16 protein-coding genes are annotated in these 19396 nt (G+C 46.2%); 6 read left to right on the top strand and 10 right to left on the bottom strand.

Features of this window, described 5'->3' with window-relative positions; all coding sequences use genetic code 11:
• Positions 1-23: 23 nt before the first annotated feature.
• The 4 genes from PATL_RS12175 to PATL_RS12190 all read right to left on the bottom strand — a co-directional run bounded on the left by PATL_RS12175 (position 24) and on the right by PATL_RS12190 (position 3231).
• Positions 24-842 (bottom strand): LytR/AlgR family response regulator transcription factor, encoded by an 819-nt coding sequence (locus tag PATL_RS12175; protein ID WP_011575179.1) that lies wholly within the window; start codon positions 840-842, stop codon positions 24-26.
• Entirely contained in the window at positions 832-1914 is a 1083-nt protein-coding gene (locus tag PATL_RS12180) for a sensor histidine kinase (RefSeq protein WP_011575180.1), read from the bottom strand. The genes PATL_RS12175 and PATL_RS12180 overlap by 11 nt, the downstream gene beginning before the upstream one ends.
• Before the next feature lie 136 nt (positions 1915-2050).
• Positions 2051-2512 (bottom strand): DUF962 domain-containing protein, encoded by a 462-nt coding sequence (locus tag PATL_RS12185; protein WP_011575181.1) that lies wholly within the window; start codon positions 2510-2512, stop codon positions 2051-2053.
• A gap of 92 nt (positions 2513-2604) precedes the next feature.
• Positions 2605-3231, bottom strand: coding sequence for a PilZ domain-containing protein (locus tag PATL_RS12190; protein ID WP_011575182.1), 627 nt, complete (start codon positions 3229-3231; stop codon positions 2605-2607).
• 216 nt (positions 3232-3447) lie between these two features.
• On the opposite strand from PATL_RS12190, the gene PATL_RS12195 reads away from it, so the two are divergent.
• The 3 genes from PATL_RS12195 to PATL_RS12205 all read left to right on the top strand — a co-directional run bounded on the left by PATL_RS12195 (position 3448) and on the right by PATL_RS12205 (position 7842).
• Entirely contained in the window at positions 3448-5298 is a 1851-nt protein-coding gene (locus PATL_RS12195; RefSeq protein WP_011575183.1) for a M61 family metallopeptidase, read from the top strand.
• 268 nt (positions 5299-5566) lie between these two features.
• Positions 5567-6607 (top strand): adenosine deaminase, encoded by a 1041-nt coding sequence (add, locus tag PATL_RS12200; RefSeq protein WP_011575184.1) that lies wholly within the window; start codon positions 5567-5569, stop codon positions 6605-6607.
• 233 nt (positions 6608-6840) lie between these two features.
• Positions 6841-7842, top strand: coding sequence for an NADPH-dependent aldehyde reductase Ahr (locus PATL_RS12205; protein ID WP_011575185.1), 1002 nt, complete (start codon positions 6841-6843; stop codon positions 7840-7842).
• A 73-nt stretch (positions 7843-7915) separates the two neighbouring features.
• On the opposite strand, the gene PATL_RS12210 is transcribed toward PATL_RS12205, so the two are convergent.
• From PATL_RS12210 to PATL_RS12225, 4 genes are all read right to left on the bottom strand, one after another.
• Positions 7916-11053 carry an efflux RND transporter permease subunit gene (locus PATL_RS12210; RefSeq protein ID WP_011575186.1) on the bottom strand — a complete coding sequence of 1046 codons (3138 nt, stop codon included), beginning with the start codon at positions 11051-11053 and terminating at the stop codon, positions 7916-7918.
• On the bottom strand, positions 11050-12627 hold the full coding sequence (locus PATL_RS12215; protein WP_011575187.1) for an efflux RND transporter periplasmic adaptor subunit: 1578 nt from the start codon (positions 12625-12627) through the stop codon (positions 11050-11052). Before PATL_RS12215 ends, PATL_RS12210 begins: the two co-directional genes overlap by 4 nt.
• Positions 12624-14087: a TolC family protein gene (locus PATL_RS12220; protein WP_011575188.1), complete on the bottom strand. Its 1464-nt coding sequence runs from the start codon at positions 14085-14087 to the stop codon at positions 12624-12626. Before PATL_RS12220 ends, PATL_RS12215 begins: the two co-directional genes overlap by 4 nt.
• 214 nt (positions 14088-14301) lie before the next feature.
• The gene (locus PATL_RS12225; RefSeq protein WP_232283221.1) at positions 14302-14745 is read right to left on the bottom strand and encodes a hypothetical protein; all 444 of its coding nucleotides are present in this window, start codon (positions 14743-14745) and stop codon (positions 14302-14304) included.
• A 179-nt stretch (positions 14746-14924) separates the two neighbouring features.
• Between PATL_RS12225 and PATL_RS22925 the strand changes: the two genes are divergently transcribed.
• Positions 14925-15125, top strand: coding sequence for a hypothetical protein (locus PATL_RS22925; RefSeq protein WP_232283222.1), 201 nt, complete (start codon positions 14925-14927; stop codon positions 15123-15125).
• On the opposite strand, the gene PATL_RS12230 is transcribed toward PATL_RS22925, so the two are convergent.
• The gene (locus PATL_RS12230; RefSeq protein WP_011575190.1) at positions 15122-16189 is read right to left on the bottom strand and encodes a cation:proton antiporter; all 1068 of its coding nucleotides are present in this window, start codon (positions 16187-16189) and stop codon (positions 15122-15124) included. The two genes, PATL_RS22925 and PATL_RS12230, sit on opposite strands and share 4 nt — an antisense overlap.
• A 680-nt stretch (positions 16190-16869) precedes the next feature.
• Between PATL_RS12230 and PATL_RS12235 the strand changes: the two genes are divergently transcribed.
• Together PATL_RS12235 and PATL_RS12240 are read left to right on the top strand one after the other, a co-directional pair.
• A complete protein-coding gene (locus PATL_RS12235; RefSeq protein ID WP_006990895.1) occupies positions 16870-17136 on the top strand; it encodes a DksA/TraR family C4-type zinc finger protein in 267 nt (88 codons plus the stop codon).
• Positions 17137-17678: 542 nt separating this feature from the next.
• A complete protein-coding gene (locus PATL_RS12240) occupies positions 17679-18290 on the top strand; it encodes a lysozyme inhibitor LprI family protein (protein WP_011575191.1) in 612 nt (203 codons plus the stop codon).
• A 70-nt stretch (positions 18291-18360) separates the two neighbouring features.
• Here PATL_RS12240 and PATL_RS12245 read toward each other — a convergent pair whose 3' ends face one another.
• The gene (locus PATL_RS12245) at positions 18361-19281 is read right to left on the bottom strand and encodes a carbon-nitrogen hydrolase family protein (protein WP_041713777.1); all 921 of its coding nucleotides are present in this window, start codon (positions 19279-19281) and stop codon (positions 18361-18363) included.
• Positions 19282-19396: the final 115 nt, after the last annotated feature.

The following is a 19396-nucleotide window of genomic DNA, read 5'->3' on the forward strand; positions in this document are numbered from 1 at the left end:
TCTACTCTGATTGTTACTAAATATTAGCTATTAATCATATTCTTAACGTTATCCCTGTGGCTTCGGCTGACCTTTAACTCGGTACCATTGGATAAAATTAAGTGGTATTCGCCACTGATATGACTGACGAGTTTTTGCACATATTTGATATTCACTATGGCTGAGCGATGCACTCTTACGAATATGCGCGGATCCAACTCTTCTTCTAACTCTTTCATGGTACGGCGCATAATATGTGTTTGCTCTAGCGCATGTACACACATGTAATCGCCAGCGGCATCTATCCATTGAATTTCAGCGACGGCGACACGCGTTACTTCTGTGCCATCTTTAATCGCTAACACATCACCGTATTGCGTGGTATTGAGCGCTTCACCACTGGCTAATCGGCGTAAAATATCCTCGCAATCGTCCCCAGTAAAATCAGCCACTACTTTGGCCAGCGTTTGCTTATGATCTGACTCACTGTGCAACATCACGTGACTGATGACTTTATCTACCGCTGCACGCAAACGTTTCTCATCAACGGGTTTGAGCACATAATCTAGCGCATGCGCATCAAATGCCTTTATTGCATATGTGTCATAAGCGGTCACAAAGATAATCATGGGTACAGGCTGGTTAAGCTCACGCAACTTGTTGATCACTTGAAAGCCGTTTAAGCCTGGCATTTGAATATCGAGGAAAATGAGGTCTGGGCGTAACTGCGGAATGAGGGTCACCGCTTCAAGTCCGTTTTTACACTGGGCAACGAGATTAATTTCTTCGAACTGACCCAAGCGTATCGCTAAGCCTTTGCGCGCTAGAGGCTCGTCGTCGATAACAATAGTGTTAATTTTCATGCACTGCTTCTTGTGTCTCAAATGGGATACGAATAAACACTTTTATACCAGAAGGCTGGCTATTAGAAATACTAAAAGAGAAATCATTTTTGTATAACGAGTCCAAACGCTCTTGAATATTTTGCAGACCCACGCCATTTTCGCGATACATTTGGCCTTCTTCAATGTCCGCCCCTGGCCCATTATCGGTCACTTCTAGCATCAGATCTCGGCCAAATACTTTAGCTGAAATCGCAATACAGCCACCCTCTTCTAATTTTGAAATAGCATATTTAATTGAGTTTTCGATTAATGGCTGCAAAATCAAGCTAGGCACTAATGCTTCATTTGCACTGGGTTGAATGTCCCAAATAACAGTCAAACGGTCTTCAAAGCGCACTTTTTCGATGGCTAAATAAAGGGTTAATGCCTCAATTTCTTGGCGTAATGGCACTTTTTTTATAGGGTCTTTATCTAGGGAATAGCGCAAAAAGTCGCTGAGGCGAGTTACCATAGACTCAGCGGTTTTGTTGTCTTTCATTAAAATCAGTGTCGAAATGGCGTTTAAGGTATTAAACAAAAAATGCGGATTAAGCTGGTAACGTAACATCTTGATGTGTGCTTGATGCGCCATGGTGGATGCTCTGAGGCTATTTTGTTTTTCTTTAAGCAACATTTGGTAGTTTTTAATACCAAAATAGAGCCCAGTCCAGCAGCCAATCATGATTAAGGAATTCACCGTATTGGTAAAATACATGTACCATTCTTCAGGACGATATCCCTTTTTATATATTTCCCAATAGTTGATGTTTTTCACTAATGCCCACATTAGCGCAATCGTATACACGCTAACGAACACCACCATCAACATTTTCAACGGGCTGAGCTTCATAGCGCGGGCGTAAATGTAACGCAAAGGAATGGTCAATAACCAACCCGCATAGGCATTTAAGATAATCACGAACAGCCAAATACTGCGCATATCGTGCAGGAAAGAACCTATATAATAAATTACCGCGAAACCACACCACCCAAGCGTGTGTAGCGTCCAAAACATTCGTTCACGGGTGTCAAATAACGCCTGCCACTTCATTTAAGAAACACCATTAAAATCCAATCAAATCACGATTATACGGGAAAGAAGAAGCAAGTGCTGACGGTTGGGCGTGCGCCCTTCCCCGTTTATCGCATCTTGAGAGCTATTATCGCTCAAAACGGGGATGAGGTGTTTAGTACGCGATATTCATGCGTTTAAGCCAATGTACCCACCACCAAGCAGGCCCTACGAGTAAAAACTGCACATCCTTGAAAAAGGACGGGCTTTTACCTTCGATTTTGTGACCCACAAACTGCAGGATCCACATCACCACAAAGATAGCCAAACAGACAATCCATACTTCGTATATTGAGCTTTCAATCAGCATAATTCCGTATAAAGACACGACGCTCAATAGGGTCATAGCGGCCCCAATTGGGCCTGATAATCGAAAGTAGTACACCAGCATTGGAATGACCGCAATGTGCGCCCACGTCACATCGAAGTGCATCAACAGTTCAGGGCGAGGAATAGACCACAGTAGCCCCAACGTAACAAAGTAAATTGCCGGCACGGCAATCGCGTGAATTAAGATATTGAGCTTATTGGTATGGCTGTGACCATACTCGTTCAACAGGATTTCTATACGGCGCATGTACACTCTCGCTCTATTTTTAACAATAATTTAACAGTTGGCTTGAGGATACCGAAAACCTAATGTCCCGTCTATCCGCCTTTTTGCCAATGCTATCCGGTATTGATTAATAGTTGGCTCAGCAGCTTGGCCACGTCATTTTCATCATCGCAAAATTGGATCCCGAAATAATGCCGAGTATCATCCTCTTTCTTATTTCGCACATGACCGGACAAACTGATGTCATCCCCCTCTGAATTTGGTATCAGTAACTCAAGCTCCTGATCCACAGTTGGCTTTACCCCTTTTGCGTCGCGCCCAATACTGATCATACACCCCTGATTCGAAATATCGCGCACCAAACAAGGTACTATGTGGCTGCGCTCTTGGCTATCAATTAACAACGCAGCGATGCGTGTCTGGGCTCGCTGTTCAGCGCGTAAACCGTGACTTTGAATACTTTCCGGGAATGAGGTAAATACCAACTTAGATGGCCGGGTGATCACTATGATTATTTTGACTTTGAATGCGACTATCTCTCCCGTTTCATCTTCTAAAATGCAGCGCACAATCATAGTATTATTCATGTAAATTGCGCCACCAAGACCTGCCCACTTGTTCTCATCAGGGAATCGGAAGATCAGATTTCGGCTCCCGTCTATGCCTACGAATTCCGTTTTTACTCGTCTTTTTAATGTTGGCGAGTGAATTTGCAAGTCTACAATCATGCCCGGTCGCATCGATCGCAGCTTAAATAAATCATCACTTGATAGCCCGCTATTGTGTGGCAAAGGTCAAATATCCTGTAGTATCAAAAACAAAGTAAACTGTACTTTGTCCATTTAACGTAAAATTTACTTTAATATAAAGTGTTTTCGTAAAGATTCATCCTCAAATTGAATTTATTCAATGCGAATCGACTTCAGTCATCTCCATGTTTTTTAAGGTTTTAGTTCATGCTTCAACATTCTGCTGATATCCACTACACCCTCAACGTTTCTTCTCTTGCCGGGCATATGCTAGACGTCTCATTACAGATTAATATGCCCTCAAGTGATGGTCATGAACTGACGTTACCCGCTTGGATACCCGGCAGTTACATGATCAGGGATTTCGCGAAAAATATCGTTGAAATATCCGCTCAAGACGCCCAAGGTCAGGCATTATCGATACATAAACTAGATAAACAAACTTGGAAGCTGCCAGCAAACTCTGGCCCAATAACGGTAAATTACAGTGTTTACGCGTTTGATTTATCGGTACGCAGTGCTTACGTATTTGACGATTTTGCCTTTTTTAACGGCACAAGTACTTTCCTAGCGATCAAAGAGCACCGCGAAGCACCTGTGCTAGTGACCCTAATCAGGCCTGAACAGGCCCAATGTAAGCATTGGCGAGTGGCAACTACCTTGCCCCTTGCTAGAGCCACCGAGCATCACGATTTCGGGGACTACTGCGCTGACAATTACAACGACTTGATAGACCATCCCATTTTAATGGGAAATTACGATATCGTGCCTTTTGACGTTGTTACCCCAGTCGCCAGCACCTCTTCACAACAAAGCGCTGAACATATCTGTCACTTTGAGTTAATTCTGGCCGGCGGACACCGCAGCGATACCCAACGCATGGCAGCAGACTTGCGTAAACTCTGCGCCCATCATTTCACCTTATTCGGCGATACGCCGCCCGTTGAGCGCTATCTGTTTATCACCATGCTAACAGGCAAAGATTTTGGCGGCCTTGAGCATATGTCTTCTACAGCACTGCTTTACAGCAGAGATGATTTACCCAGTACCGCCCAAGCAGATCACATGCCTGATGGTTATCGTACTTTTTTGAGTTTATGCAGCCACGAATTTCTGCATACTTGGCATGTAAAACGTACCAAACCCGCTGCGCTGCAGGCCAGCAACCTTAGTTATGAAGCGTATACTCCCCAACTATGGATTTACGAAGGCTTCACCAGTTACTACGACGATTTAAGCCTTACCCGCAGCCATGTGACCAACAATGAAAGCTATTTAGAAGTATTAGGCCAAACGCTTACGCGTTTAGAGCGTAATGCGGGTCGCTTTAAACAAACCGTCACAGCCTCAAGCTTTGACGCCTGGACCAAGTTCTATCAACAAGATGCTAGCGCCATCAACAACATTGTCAGTTATTATGTCAAAGGGGCTGTTATCGCGCTGTGTCTTGATTTGCACATACGCGCGGCAAGTCAACACACCAAAAGCTTAGACGATGTCATGCGTTACTTATGGCAGCACCATGGCAAAATGAATATAGGCACGCCGGATGACATTATTCAACATATCGTACTCAACGAAATGGGTTTACCACTCGCTGCGTTCCTGCAAGATGCATTGCACACAATCAAAGAGCTCCCGGTCAGCCACCTATTGCATGACTTTGGGGTGACATTGCACAAGCGCCCACGTATTGATGCCAGCGATGCGGGTGGAAAGCCTGCTCCTCGGGTCCAAAAAACTCAGTTTGGCGCAGCCTTTAAAGCTGCAGACACCGGGGTATTAGTGACCCAAGTTAGCGAAAATACGCCAGCCTATAACGCTGGACTACAAGTGGGCGATCAGCTGATCAGTTTTGATGACTGGCAAGTGTCCGCTGCAAACTTACTGACAATTTATAATCAATATGCTGCCAAAAGTAACGTGACGTTAACGGCTCTGCGTCACCAACGGCTTAAACAAATTGACCTCACCGTAGAAAATGCCTCGCTAGACACGATTTACTTGACCATATCGGATGCGCAAAAGTTGAAAAACTGGCTGCCTGTGAGCAAATAAAACGCTGCCCTCATGGTGATGCTCCCCGTAAAGAGAACAGCAAAATCACCAAGAAGGGTAGTTAATCCTGGCCCCTGCACCACTTTTGTACATTTGACTGCTTTGCCGGCAAAATTGGTGCAGGTATCACTGCTTTATCCCAGCCGTACTTTATAATTCTCTTTTAAATGAAGGTCATAGCCAAATATATCTCGGGCATGAACTTTGCTGTATACGTTAGCGCATTGTAAATTTGCTATTTATTCAAATAATAAAAAGGACACGTCCATTGCAAACACAACCACTCGATATACAGCAATTCATTTCGGATATGCCAAAAGCAGAGCTGCACGTACACCTTGAGGGCACTCTGGAGCCTGAACTAAGTTTTGCCTTAGCCGTAAAAAACCGTATTCCGTTGGAGTTTGACACCCCAGAGCAACTCATCGCCGCGTATGATTTTCACGACCTGCCTTCATTTTTAAAAATTTACTACGCGGGCATGAATGTACTGATAAAAGAAGAAGATTTTTATCAGCTTACTTGGGACTACTTGACCAAAGCAGCCAGCGAAAATATCGTCTACGCAGAGCTATTTTTTGATCCCCAAGCGCATACATCCCGTGGGGTAAGTTTTGAAACCATCATTACCGGCATTCATAAAGCGCAGTTAGATGCAGAGCAAAAGCTTGGCATTAGAAGTCAACTGATCATGTGCTTTTTGCGCGAGCTTAGCGCTGAGTCAGCAATGGAGCACCTTAAACTTGCTATGCCCTATCTACCATGGTTAGTGGGTGTGGGGCTAGATTCTAATGAGCGCGATAACCCGCCCGCTAAGTTTGCCGAAGTGTTTGAATATGCCAAAGCGTTGGATCTAAAGTTAACGATGCATTGCGACGTCAATCAGCACAACACTCTGGTGCACATTAAGCAGTGCTTGGACGACATTCAAGTTGACCGTATCGACCACGGGGTAAATGCCCTACAAGATCCCGCTTTGCTTGAAAAGATTAAGCACAAGCAACTGGGCTTAACCGTATGTCCTATTTCCAACCGATTCGTGGTGCAATCATTAACCTCTAATGAGGTTCGCCAAATGCTTGAACATGAATTACTGGTTACCATTAATTCTGATGATCCTGCATATTTTCGCGCCTACCTAAATGAAAACTTTATCGAGCTACAAAAAGAAGGGCAATTTAGCGCACAAGAGATGATTACTTTAGTGGAAAATGCCTTCAAAGTTTCGTGGTTAAAAGACACTGAAATCAGTCAATATCTTTATCAGGTAAGCCAGTATGTAAAACAAGCTGAATACCAAGCGGCTTAAGCGCTTTCTCGCTGATTTAACGCCAATTTAGCGCTTATTTAGCGCTGTTAACTATGGAGCTGATTGTGGGTGACGCTAATGGTCATTAGCCTTATTTTCAAGAAGCTAAACGGATGTATAACTGATAACAGCGAACGTTTATCAATGGTTGTGATACACATTTTGATTGTTATCCCCGCGCTGTGAAGCGCACTATAAGGGGATAACTTCAAATGAACCGTTAAGGACCAACCATGATTAAGGCCTATGCTGCACACGAGCCAAAGGGCGAACTAACCCCCTACGAATACGACCCGGGCGAACTAAAACCGAACGAAGTCGAACTTGACGTTATGTATTGCGGCGTGTGCCATAGTGATTTGAGCGTCATTGATAACGAATGGGGGATCAGTAAATACCCAGCAGTAGGCGGTCATGAAGTAGTGGGGAGAATTCGCCAAATCGGCGATGCGGTAAAAGGCTTGAGAGTCGGCCAAGTTGCGGGCTTAGGCTGGCATGCTGGCTATTGCACTCATTGTCACCAATGCGACACTGGGGATCACAATTTATGCGCCAAAGCACGACCGACGATCGTTGGTCATCACGGCGGATTTGCCGACAAAGTTCGTGCCCAAGAAACCGCTGTGGTGGTTATTCCTGATGGAATCGATCTCGCATCAGCTGGCCCTCTATTTTGTGGCGGCATTACGGTTTTTAACCCCTTAAGCGAGTTCAATATCAAACCCACGGATAAGGTGGCGGTTATCGGAATCGGCGGTTTGGGGCACCTTGCCTTGCAGTTCTTAAACGCGTGGGGCTGTGAAGTCACCGCATTTACCTCAAGTGAATCCAAGCAAAAAGAAGCGCTGTCATTAGGCGCTCACCGCGTTATCAATTCCCGAGACAAAACCGACATCCAACAAGCCGCAGGGGAATTCGACCTTATTATTTCAACCGTGGCAGTTACATTGGATTGGGAAGCATATATAAGCACCCTAGCGCCTCGAGGACGACTGCATTTTGTTGGCGCCATTACCGAGCCGTTAAACATCAGCGTGTTCTCGTTAATGTCACAACAGCGCAGCGTGTCAAGCTCACCTGTTGGCAGCCCCGCAACCATCGCAAAAATGCTTGAATTCGCTAAGCTACATGACATTAAGCCTGTTATCGAAACCTACTCTTTCGATGAGATAAATCAGGCACTCGAGCACCTGCGTACAGGGGATGTGAAATACCGCATTGTTTTGAAGCGCTAAGCGTTTGATGCTATAGCATCGCGCCCTTAGGCTATCTGCCCAAAGGCGCAACGTGAATCCCTTCGATACTAAATCAGCCCCGCGGTGGTGACGTTTCAAGGTCCTGTTTGCGCCACAAGAAATACACGACCGGCACCACCAGTAAACTCAATATCAAAGCACTTGCCATGCCACCCACCATTGGGGCAGCTATTCTACTCATCACCTCAGACCCGGTGCCACTCGCATACATCACAGGGAGCAAACCTATCACTATCGTTGCCACTGTCATCATGACAGGGCGCACTCTTAATCCCGCTCCGTGAATAACACTTTCTCGTAGATCCGTTAAGGTTATGTGCTTGGCATCGCGAGCCGCATTTATTTGCAATTGCGCATATGCCTGATTCAGATACACCAACATGATGACGCCTATTTCAACCGCCACCCCCGCCAGCGCGATAAAACCGACGCCAACCGCCACAGACAGATTGTATTGCGCTAAATACAGTAGCCATACACCACCTATCATCGCCAGTGGTAACGTACCTAAGATGATGGCAACCTCGGCAAAGCGCTTGAAATTCAGATATAACAACAAAATGATGATCGCCAACGTCAGCGGTACGACATACGTGAGCTTGTCTTTTGCACGCTCAATGTATTCGTATTGACCGGCCCACGTGACGCTGTAGCCAGCAGGTAAGTCTAGCTTCTGTGCAAGTAATGCCTGACCATTTTCCACGTAGTGGCTGACATCGATATCTTGGATATCGATAAATATCCAGCCATTAAGACGAGCATTCTCACTTTTGATTGCCCCTGGACCATCGTCGAGATAAACCCGAGCCACCTCACCTAAGGTTATATGCTGCCCATCTGCTGTCACAATGGGCAGCAAACTAATTTGCTCTGGTGAATCTCGATAGGCCTCTGGGTAGCGAACATTGATAGGATAACGCGCTAAGCCTTCTACCGACTCACCCACATTAACGCCGCCTATCGCCATTGATACATCTTGTTGAATAGCGCGAATGCTCAAGCCATATCGGGCAGCGGCTTCTCTGTCTATATCAAGCTTGATATAACGCCCTCCCACTGCCCGCTCGGCGTATACCGATGCTGAGCCTTGCATAGGCGTTAATAACCGCTCGATGTCTCGCCCTATTCGTTGAATGACGTCTAGGTCCTCACCCGCAACTTTGATGCCCACAGGGGTCTTAATACCGGTCGCTAGCATATCTATGCGAGTTTTAATCGGCATCACCCAAGCGTTAGTGATCCCAGGAAGCTGCAATGCGTCATCCAGAGCGTGGCGAATATCGTCTTTTATCATGCCTTCGCGCCATTCGCTTTTAGGTTTGAACTGAATGAATGTTTCAATCATGGTCAACGGCGCAGGGTCAGTGGCGGTGTCTGCGCGGCCTATTTTACCAAACACGTTTTTTACCTCTGGTACGGTGCGTATAAGTTTGTCAGTTTGTTGTAATATTTCTCGCGCTTTGCCGATAGAAATACCGGTATACGTGCTGGGCATATACATCAAATCCCCTTCATCCAGAGGCGGCATAAATTCAGAGCCAATGTGTTTAAGCGGATAAAAACCAACCAATGTAATCATACCCGCTGCCACTAAGGTTGTTTTTGGATAGCCCAAAACGGTTTTTAGTGCGGGCATATACAAGGCGACCAAGCCGCGATTAATCGGGTTTCTGTGCTCACTTATGACTTTTCCTCGTATGACATACCCCATCAGCACAGGCACCACACTGATGGCTAAGCCGGCCGAGGCTGCCATCGCGTAGGTTTTGGTAAATGCCAACGGTGCAAACATTCGCCCTTCTTGTGCTTCAAGCATGAAAACCGGTAAAAAGCTGACGGTGATAATTAACAGGCTAAAAAACAATGCGGGCCCGACCTCAGAGGCAGACTTGGCCACAATATCCCACCGATTGGCGTCTGTCAGTGGTGTGTCTTGCATATGTTTATGCATGTTCTCAATCATCACTATCGCCCCATCGGTCATCGCCCCTATAGCGATAGCAATTCCTCCAAGAGACATAATGTTGGCGTTAATGCCCTGCCAATACATGATCACAAACGCCACGAGTATCCCCAGGGGTAAACTGACAATGGCCACTAAAGATGAGCGAACATGAAACAAAAACAATGCGCACACTAGCCCCACAATCAACAACTCTTCTAGCAGCTTGGACCATAAATGCGTGACAGCGCTGTTGATCAACTCTGAGCGGTCGTATACAGGCACCACCTCTACACCAGCAGGTAGGCCTTGCTTAAGCACCTCCAGTTTTGCTTTAAAGGCTTCAATGGTCTTTTGCGCATTTTCGCCAAAACGCATAACGGCGATACCGCCAACGACTTCCCCTTCACCGTTTAGCTCGGCAATGCCCCGGCGCATCTGAGGGCCTAGTGCAATACTCGCCACATCGCGCAACAACACAGGTACTCCCTGCTTGTTAACACCAAGTGGAATGCGAGCAAGATCGTCACGTTGTTGCACATAACCATTAATTGAAACCAAATACTCAGCTTCGGCCATCTCAACCACTGACGCCCCCACTTCCTGATTGCCTTGCTGTATCGCGGTTTGTATTAAGCTTAACGGAATATTGTAAGCACGCAGTTTATTCGGGTCGACCACCACCTGATACTGCTTAATCATGCCGCCAATAGCAGCGACCTCGGAAATACCCGGTACGGTTTGCAATTCGAATTTTAAAAACCAATCTTGTAATGCCCGCAGCTCGCTTAAATCATGTTGCCCGCTTTCGTCCTTAAGGGCATATATATACACCCAGCCCACGCCTGTAGCATCAGGGCCCAATTGCGGTTTGGCTTGCGACGGCAAATTGGGGCTCACCTGAGACAAATATTCCAGCACCCGTGTTCGGGCCCAATATGGGTCGGTATCGTCATTAAAAATGACGTATACGTAAGAGTCGCCAAAAAATGAAAAACCACGAACGGTTGTTGCGCCAGGCACAGACAACATGGCCGTAGTGAGCGGATACGTTACTTGGTCTTCCACTACTTGAGGAGTTTGACCGGGATAGCTGGTTTTAATAATGACCTGCACGTCAGATAAATCAGGGATCGCATCCACAGGCGTATGCTTGAGACTAAAAAGCCCCATGCCAACCATTATCCCTGTTAACAGCAGCACTAATAGCCGATTGTTCACGGACCAACGAATGACATGCACAATCATGGTGTTTCCTCATCGACGAATGAGAGCTTAGTGATCACAAAGTCACCGTCACGTATTTCGAAGGTAAATTGAATCGCCTTGGTTTCTTGCAGCCTATTAACTTGGGCGTGTTCAAGCTCACGACCCAGCACAAAGTTCATCGTCGCAGGCCCGCGATTCCATTTTTCAATCCCGGCGCGACTGATATTTACCTGCCTAGTAGACACATCAACGCTATTAACGACACCGCGAACACTTGCTCGCTGAATATTTGGCTTGTTCGCATCAAAGTGGGTATCCATATCAGGCATGTCTTGCGTATCAGCCATGCCTTGCATGTTTGGCGCACCATGGTGCTCATAACGCTTAAAATCTGACGAAATACTGCTCTGTGAATCCAATAAAAACTGCGCCGAAACTACCACCTCGTCTCCCGCTTGAATGCCACTTAGTATTTCGATGAAGTCCCTGTTCATGCGCCCAAGCTTGACCTCTATAGATTTAAAATAACCATCTCCTAAAGCGAGTACCACGCGATCCTGAACACCCGTTCGAATAACGGCGCTACGCGGCACAAGTACCACGGGCAGGCTTGAGTTTGCCTTGATCGTAATATTTGCGAACATATTTGGCTTTAGCAGGCGTTCGGGATTTTCGAAACGAAGACGCACACGTAAAGCCCGGGTTGTTTCATTTAACGACGGATAAATATAATCCAATTTTCCTTGCCACCGTCGCCCTGGTAAGTACCCCACGCTCATCGTCACCCCAAGCCCTTCTTCGAGCAAGTCAACTTGTTGCTCGAAGACTTCAGCCTCTACCCAAACCTCATCCAAACTGGCAATCGACATCAAGGTTGTGCCCGGCTCTACATAAAACCCGTGGCGTATTTTAAGGTGTTCCAGCACCCCAGATTGAGGCGCGTAAAACGTCACGCTTTGCATTACTTCATTGCTACTATCAAGTTGGACTAGTGCTTCTTGTGGCATGTGTAATGACTGTAACCGTAAACGCGCTGCTTTTATCAAAGCGTGGTTCTTACCTTTTTTCGCTAGTAAATACTCCTCCTGAGCACTGACCAACTGGGGTGAATAGATGCCGTATACTTTTTGCCCTTTGGTAACAGCTTCACCTGCGGTACTGACATACAAGGCATCAACCCAACCCTCAACTCTTGGGTGCATATGCACAATTTTGTCTTCGTTATAGCCCACGTATCCCACTGTTTGAATAGTGTTTTCAAGGGGGGCACTGCGCGCAAAGTCTGTACGTACACCTAAATTGTTCACCACATTGGGTGACACTTTTACCCGTCCTGCCTGCTCACTTTGCGAAGAGCCACTGCCATCATCGCCAGCACCATAAAACGGAATAAGATCCATGCCCATGGGGGATTTACCCGGTTCATCACGGCGGAAATTTGCATCCATTGGCGCCACCCAATACAAAGGCGTTTTTTTAGGTTGCGTTTGGGCGGAATCACTTGAGTGACTCATACCCGTATTCGATGCTTGCTCGTTAAACTGTGTGTAAATAACAAGGGCAATAACTGCACCGACAACAAACGAAATGGTGACACTGAAAAAGGGTTTCATGGGCGATTTTCCTGATCATGCGAAGACAGCAGTGACTGCCCAGGTAGAAAATAGTTAATTTTAGCGCGCACTTTTTGCTGCTTTACCACTAAGGCAAGACGTTCAAACTCCGCCTGGTTAGCTGTGATCAATACCTCTGATGCCAGTTCTAAACTGCCGTAGTCGTGACTTAAATTCGCCACGCTAACCTCTTTTTGCTCAGCAATATTCGGCAGAATAACCCCCTCGTAATGCGCTACACGCTTTTGGTATTGGCGGTATTGCACAGCTAAGTCATTTAATTGCCCCACCATTTCACGCATAACCAAGCGATACTCTGTTCGCATCGCTTCTTTTTGATGATGTGCAGCAGCCAAAGCATTATCTTGTTTAGCACGAGAAAAAAGCGGCATGTCCATGCTCACACTTACTGACCAAAAATCGGCGCGACGTTGATTGAAGGCGTCGTCTTGCCGATAGGCGTAACCTAGATTTACCCCCCACAGCGGAGCATATTGTGCTGCTGCTAACTTAACGTCCCCTTCGCTAGCGCTAATAGATTGCTGCGCGGCTTTAGCTCGGGGATGCTGTGATACGACCGCCTGTAATGTGTTCAGCGTCGTTTGTGCGTTTAAGGGTTCGTGTACAACGAAGCTAGGCACTGCAGAAAATAATGGCAGGTGCTGATGTGCCGCCTCATCTAAATGACAGGCTTGTAATTGCAAAGACGGCGGCACTTCGTCATGGGCAATTGTGGGTTTGTCATCATCATATCCATCTTCCCGAGCTAACCATTGGCACAACTTGGCTTGTGTTGAACGTTTGCTGCTATTGATTTCAACAATTCTATCGTCCACTTTGGCCAAGGTGAGTTGCGCCATCAGCACGTCATTTTGGGTGGCTCTGTTACGGCGACTGGCAAACGTGGTCGCGTAATTCGCTTTACTAATATCAATCAGTTGCTGCAATGTCTCTCGCAACTGCAAAGCCAGTGCAATCTCTTGATTTGCTTGGTATAAGTCTAACCACATCAGCGTCACGGTTAATGCGACTTGCTTCAAACGATCGTCACGCAGAAAAGGTTGAACAGCAGCAAGTTGTTGGTAACGCTGGCGGCTAATACGGCGACTTTGACCACGGGTGAACGATTGCTTCACCCCCACCTTAAACTGGGTCATGGGCTCTTGATCTAGCGCAAAGCCGTCGCTAGGGACGTTCAATAAACCAAATGACAGTTCAGGATTAGGTAAAGAATCACTGGCCAGCCCTTGAGCACGCAACGCGTATTCTTTTTGTTGGCTACCGTCTAACCATGGGTCTTGCTGCTGGGCTTGTAAAATGGCTTGGGATAAAGACATTCCCCAACTCATTGATGATGCAAATACTAGGGGTAACAGCAAGCAAGCTGTAAGCAGCACTTTGTTTTTGACTTGACCCAATACCTTGATACGTAGAGGGTGCACTAAAATAGTCAACGTCATGATGTGTCTCGACAAACATTTTTAAGCGATGCGATCTGAGCGCTTTATTCTGAGCGTTATATTCTGCGCTCTTTACACGGTAAGAGGTGCATAGCACAGGGCGCATAGTCAGTTTCACATCGCTTGCGTTATTTCGAAGAGAAAGAGTGAGTCATTCACCTCGCTTTCTCGATTAAAACAATATTTGGGCAAATTTAAGCCCAATTAGATTGTGTTAACCGCTTATGGGAGGGCGTTTTGCTCTAGATTGGAAGGGGTTCGCGGTAGAGAACAAAACACTGATGATTTTGTCGTCTGAGCGAAAGAAAATCATATCAGTAGTAGAGGCAATTATCACCCCTGCACCGCAAGCACTTTCGGGACAATGGCAAGAATCGGCAGTGTCTTCGTCGCAGCACGCCATTTGCATATCACTGGCCTGAGCCTGGTGGTCGCTGGCGATACCTGACTTAGCGAGCGTGTGCGACGCCTGCATCAAACACGGCGCATCGTCATCACTTTGGGCGGTATTTAGCGTTTGATTTTGAGTATGCGAGCGCGGCATGGAAGCATCATCAGCGCCCATTTGCATGCTGATACATGTCATTCCATTCACCCCAAAAGATTGCATGGCAAGCAGCAATACGATCAACAGGTAAGATGTAAATTTATGACTCATGAAATGCAAATACTCATCTTGTGCACTAAAAATTCGGCGTCGATATGCCAAGTAACCTTAGTTTATCCTTTAATTACGGTAACTTGCACGACAAATTTGCAGGCGTATTGTTAATTGTTGTGTTGGCGCTTATTAATTCGTCAGCACCATAGCGACAACAAATTGTCGGCGCATTAAGCTTGCTACGCGCCGTCATATTCAATACCGCCGCGTTTAGCGCTGCTGTATTACAGTCTATTGCTTTTGACTCTGTCGCTTTCTACTCTTCACCTCTCGGCTCAACTGCTCTAGGCAGTGACGGCAATACCCTACGTGCCAAAGCCACCCAAAACGGACTGGCAAATAAACTCAGGGCTATCACTGCCACGGTCACATGTTAACCATAATCACTGATAAGCTTTGATTGGCGGCCAAGCGTAGCCAATATAAAGCTGAACTCCCCAACTTGAGCAAGCATCGCCGCAGCATAAAGGCTTTTTGTCCAACTGACGTGCAATAAGCGCAGTGTGAAAGTCGCTATCAAGGTATTACCCACCAGCACCATGAGCAGCAATGAGATTAATAAGGTGCTGTTTTGCACGATAAACTGCACGTTTAGCAACATGCCGATAGACATAAAAAATAACGCAATAAACACCACATGAAAGGCTTGTAAGCTGCTTCTGATCCACATCGAATCTTTCATTTTCGCCACCAGCATGCCGCCAACAAAGGCACCTAGTGCAGTCGATAAATGCATCAACCCAGACAACAAGGCTAAGCCAAAACAACATAAAAGCGCGCCAAAAACTTGAAGTTCGTGGTTCACCTTAAGCTTATTCAACCACGTGAATTCAATGTATTCTTGATTCAGCAACCAACGTACTAGTAACAACACACCTATGCCCGCCCCAACCTGCATGGCGATCACATCGGACTGCACCCCGGTTTCATCCATCATGCCAATCACAATGACCATGGGGATCACAGCCAAATCTTGCACCAGTAACACGCCTAACACATGCTGACCTTGCTCACTATGCAACTCGTTGCTGTCTTGCATCAATTTAAGCACCACAGCCGTACTACTCAAACTCAGCACAAAGCCCAATAACACGATACGCTGCAGCGACCAATCAAGCAGACTACCGACCAAGTATACGCATGCCACACACAGAACAATTTGTAATCCTGTGCTGCCAATAGACACCCGCCAACTACGCCGTAACTTATCAGGGCTCACCTCCATACCGATGAAAAAAAGCAGCAGTATGACGCCGAACGAGCCCATGGTCTCAATCACATTAATGTCGTTAATTAGGCCTAAACATTGGGGGCCAACAATCAGCCCCGTCACAATATAGGCCAAAACAAGAGGGAGCTTGAAATACCTAAAGGCAAGTGAAAGAAATAGTCCAATCAAAGTGGTTCCCACCACTGCGGGCAGAATAGGGTCAAAATGCATAGTGCTCAATTTACAAGTTTTTTCATCTACTAAAAAGACAGCGGCTAGGCCAAAGGTTCCCGTTTGACAAGCTTTGTCACACTTTTGAGTAGTCGCACAAACGCCGTGCTGACTGTTCGTACTTAGCAGTGTTAGCGCTATCCGATAGGCAGCTATGTGGTGTAAATCGACAAGGTTGCATCTTGTTTTGTTGGTAGGCTGCTCAGAGACAGCCTCAGGGCTTTGATAATTGATGTACTTTATCGACGCATTTTTTTGACTTACTTTATTGGCGTACGCTATTGGAACACTCTATTGGCGCACTCTATTGGCGCACTCTATTGGCACTCTTTGTTCGGCGCACTTCGTTGAATGAAGTATGAAAAATGTTCCCTATCAGGTGTCGTTGGTACTCAAAGACAACCAAAGAGACCAAAGCTTTTGCACATCATTTGGTGCTGTCATTGGCTGGAAACCTTTATTCTAGGACGCTAAGCCCCAAATGCTAAATCCGGTATTTTCCTTGCTACTTTGAATCTAGAAGTGAGTTGCTGCTGTTGACGTTAGCACCCCATAAATAGAATTACAGAAAACTAAACGTCTGAAAGACAGACGATTGCGGATTGCGGATAAAAAATCAAAAATCGAAACTCGCGCATCATAAATACGACAAAGAATGCAAAAAGTAAACGGGAGGCAAAATGGCTGGTGGTTGGGCAAAAGACGGTGCAGTACAAGACCAGATAGACGCGAGCGTTGAAGAAGCGGTAGCCCGCGCGAAAAGTCAGATGTTGAAAGGCGAAAGTGCTGAATTCTGTGAAGAATGTGATGAACCTATTCCTGAGCGCAGACGCGTCGCATTACCCGGGGTTCAGTTGTGTATCAATTGCCAAACAGAGATAGAAAAGCACGCAAGTGTTACCTCCTCTATTAATCGCCGCGGTAGTAAAGACAGCCAATTAAGATGATCCGCATCGCTCCCCTTCATAGCTTTGCTGCCTGACATCGAATTGACGATTGGCTTATCAAGCTCGCCACCTGAAGTCACAGTGCTTGACTCTAAGGTTTGATATATATGGTCTTTAAAGCTATCCAAGCCAACTGGTGTAAACCAAATTGGTTAAACTGAATAATGTAAACCGAATTGCTTAAAGCGGATGATTTACACCGAATAAGCAAAACAAACGTGTTTAAGCCAGAGAAACCAAACACAGCTCTTATAGCCACGTAAGGCTAATCCCCCAGTCTACATCATATGGCAGCATGGGCGTTTTCATCCCTTGCCATTTTAACGTCAATTTTTACTGCTAGCATGGCTGCTGGTAAAATGGCTGTCCTAATGAACATGGTTTTTTATCCCTTGCCATTTTAACGTCAATTTTTACTGGTAGCATGGCTGCTGGTAAGATGGCTGTCCTAATGAACATCGTTTTTTATCGCGACATATCGCATGTGAAATACAGCTTGTTGAAAATAGCGCGCGAAATACAGGGCGTAATAAGGTCAATACATGAATAACAAAAATGGCTTAAGCCAGCTGCAAGAGTCCACTTTCAGCAAAATATTTACACTACTCACTTTGAAATTAGGCTGCGCAACAATCCTGGCAATGATGGCCAGCAATGCGTTTTCAGCTAGTTTTAATTGCCAAAATGCGGCCCAAACTGACGAAAAAATAGTGTGCGGAAGTGTAGAGTTGTCAACGTTAGATGAACAACTTAGCAAGCGGTACAAAGTCGCCATCGCTAACAATCAAGCTCAGCCGGCAAAGAAACTTGAAATTCAGCGCAGCCAAACCCAGTGGCTTTCACAACGTAAAGCGTGTCATTTCAGTTTTGATTGTATAAAGCGAGTTTACCGAAAAAGGATCAGTTCACTCATCGCATTGTCTCGCACCGAGAGTGCTTTTTCTTGGGGGGGTAACTATCGCCTAACACCAAGTACCAGCGCAACGCGTTTAGGCTCAGCAAGAGAGCGACAACCTATCAAAGTGCTATCACAAACTGATGTCATGCTTAATGGCTACCCTTGGTTTCAAATTGAAATCGACGGGCAAAAAGCCTATCAATGGGGCGGGATCATCTGCGACCCCCACTTCCCAAATACAACCTTTTGTGAATAAGCTGGTTTTCTTACCGCATCACAATTAGAGGCCTATAACAATAAAGCGCATACTGATTTTAGCCATTAAATTATTGTTCTGCTTCAAACGGCGGTCTTGGCCGCTCATCCACCGTCAGTTTAAACACATCAGGGCGCGAGTAATGCCCAGCAGGGTCTAAATCGTAACGCGCCTTAATAATGTCATCTAAGTCGATTTCAGCGCTGATCAAGCCTTCTTCGTTATACAATGGCCCAGCGAGTATTTCGCCCATTGGCGATACGATCATACTGCCACCACGAATTAATGGCTTGTCCGCTGGCCATGCATGATCGAGCATTTCGCCCGGTTTAGGTGGCCCTTGATATTGGCAGGCGCTGACCAGAAAATTTCGTCCTTCGTAGGCAATGTGGCGCATACTTGCCTGCCAAATATCTCGGTCGTCCACGGTAGGTGCGCACCAAATATCCATACCCTTGGCGTACATAGTGCTGCGAAGCAATGGCATGTAGTTTTCCCAGCAAATGGCAGCCCCCACACGCCCTGCCGAGGTATCCACAATAGGGATCGTCGAGCCGTCGCCCTGGCCCCATATTAGACGCTCGCTAGCGGTTGGCATGAGTTTTCGATGCTTATGCACCTCCCCCGCTTGAGTGATAAATAACGCGGTGCAATATAAAGTACTGCCGCCCCGTTCAATAATGCCAATCACCACAGCAGTATTACATTCACGCGCTAATTCGATTAAGGCTTGCACCTCAGGGCCATCTATTTCAACCGCTTGCTTAAAATAAGCCATGTACTGTTCACGCCCTTGTTCGGTGCGATAGCCCACACGTGTGCCAAAATCAGAGCCTTTTGGGTACCCCCCTAAAAGGGCTTCAGGCATCACCAATACATCACACTGGCTATTAATAATGGCGTCTTTAAAGCCCAATATCCGCTTTAGTGTGTCGCTCGTGCCTAAGTCAGATGAGCCAAGTTGTAATGCTGCAATCGTTTTAGTGTTCATTAATATGTGTGCTTCCCAATATTCCCAAGTCGTAACGTGAATGTGCCGCATTTTTCGACGTGCTGTCAATATGCCTATTCATGCTTAGCAGTTATTCCCTCACTTGCACTGGTGT

This window comes from Paraglaciecola sp. T6c (assembly GCF_000014225.1).
In the GTDB taxonomy this organism is placed as follows: Bacteria; Pseudomonadota; Gammaproteobacteria; order Enterobacterales; family Alteromonadaceae; genus Paraglaciecola; species Paraglaciecola atlantica_A.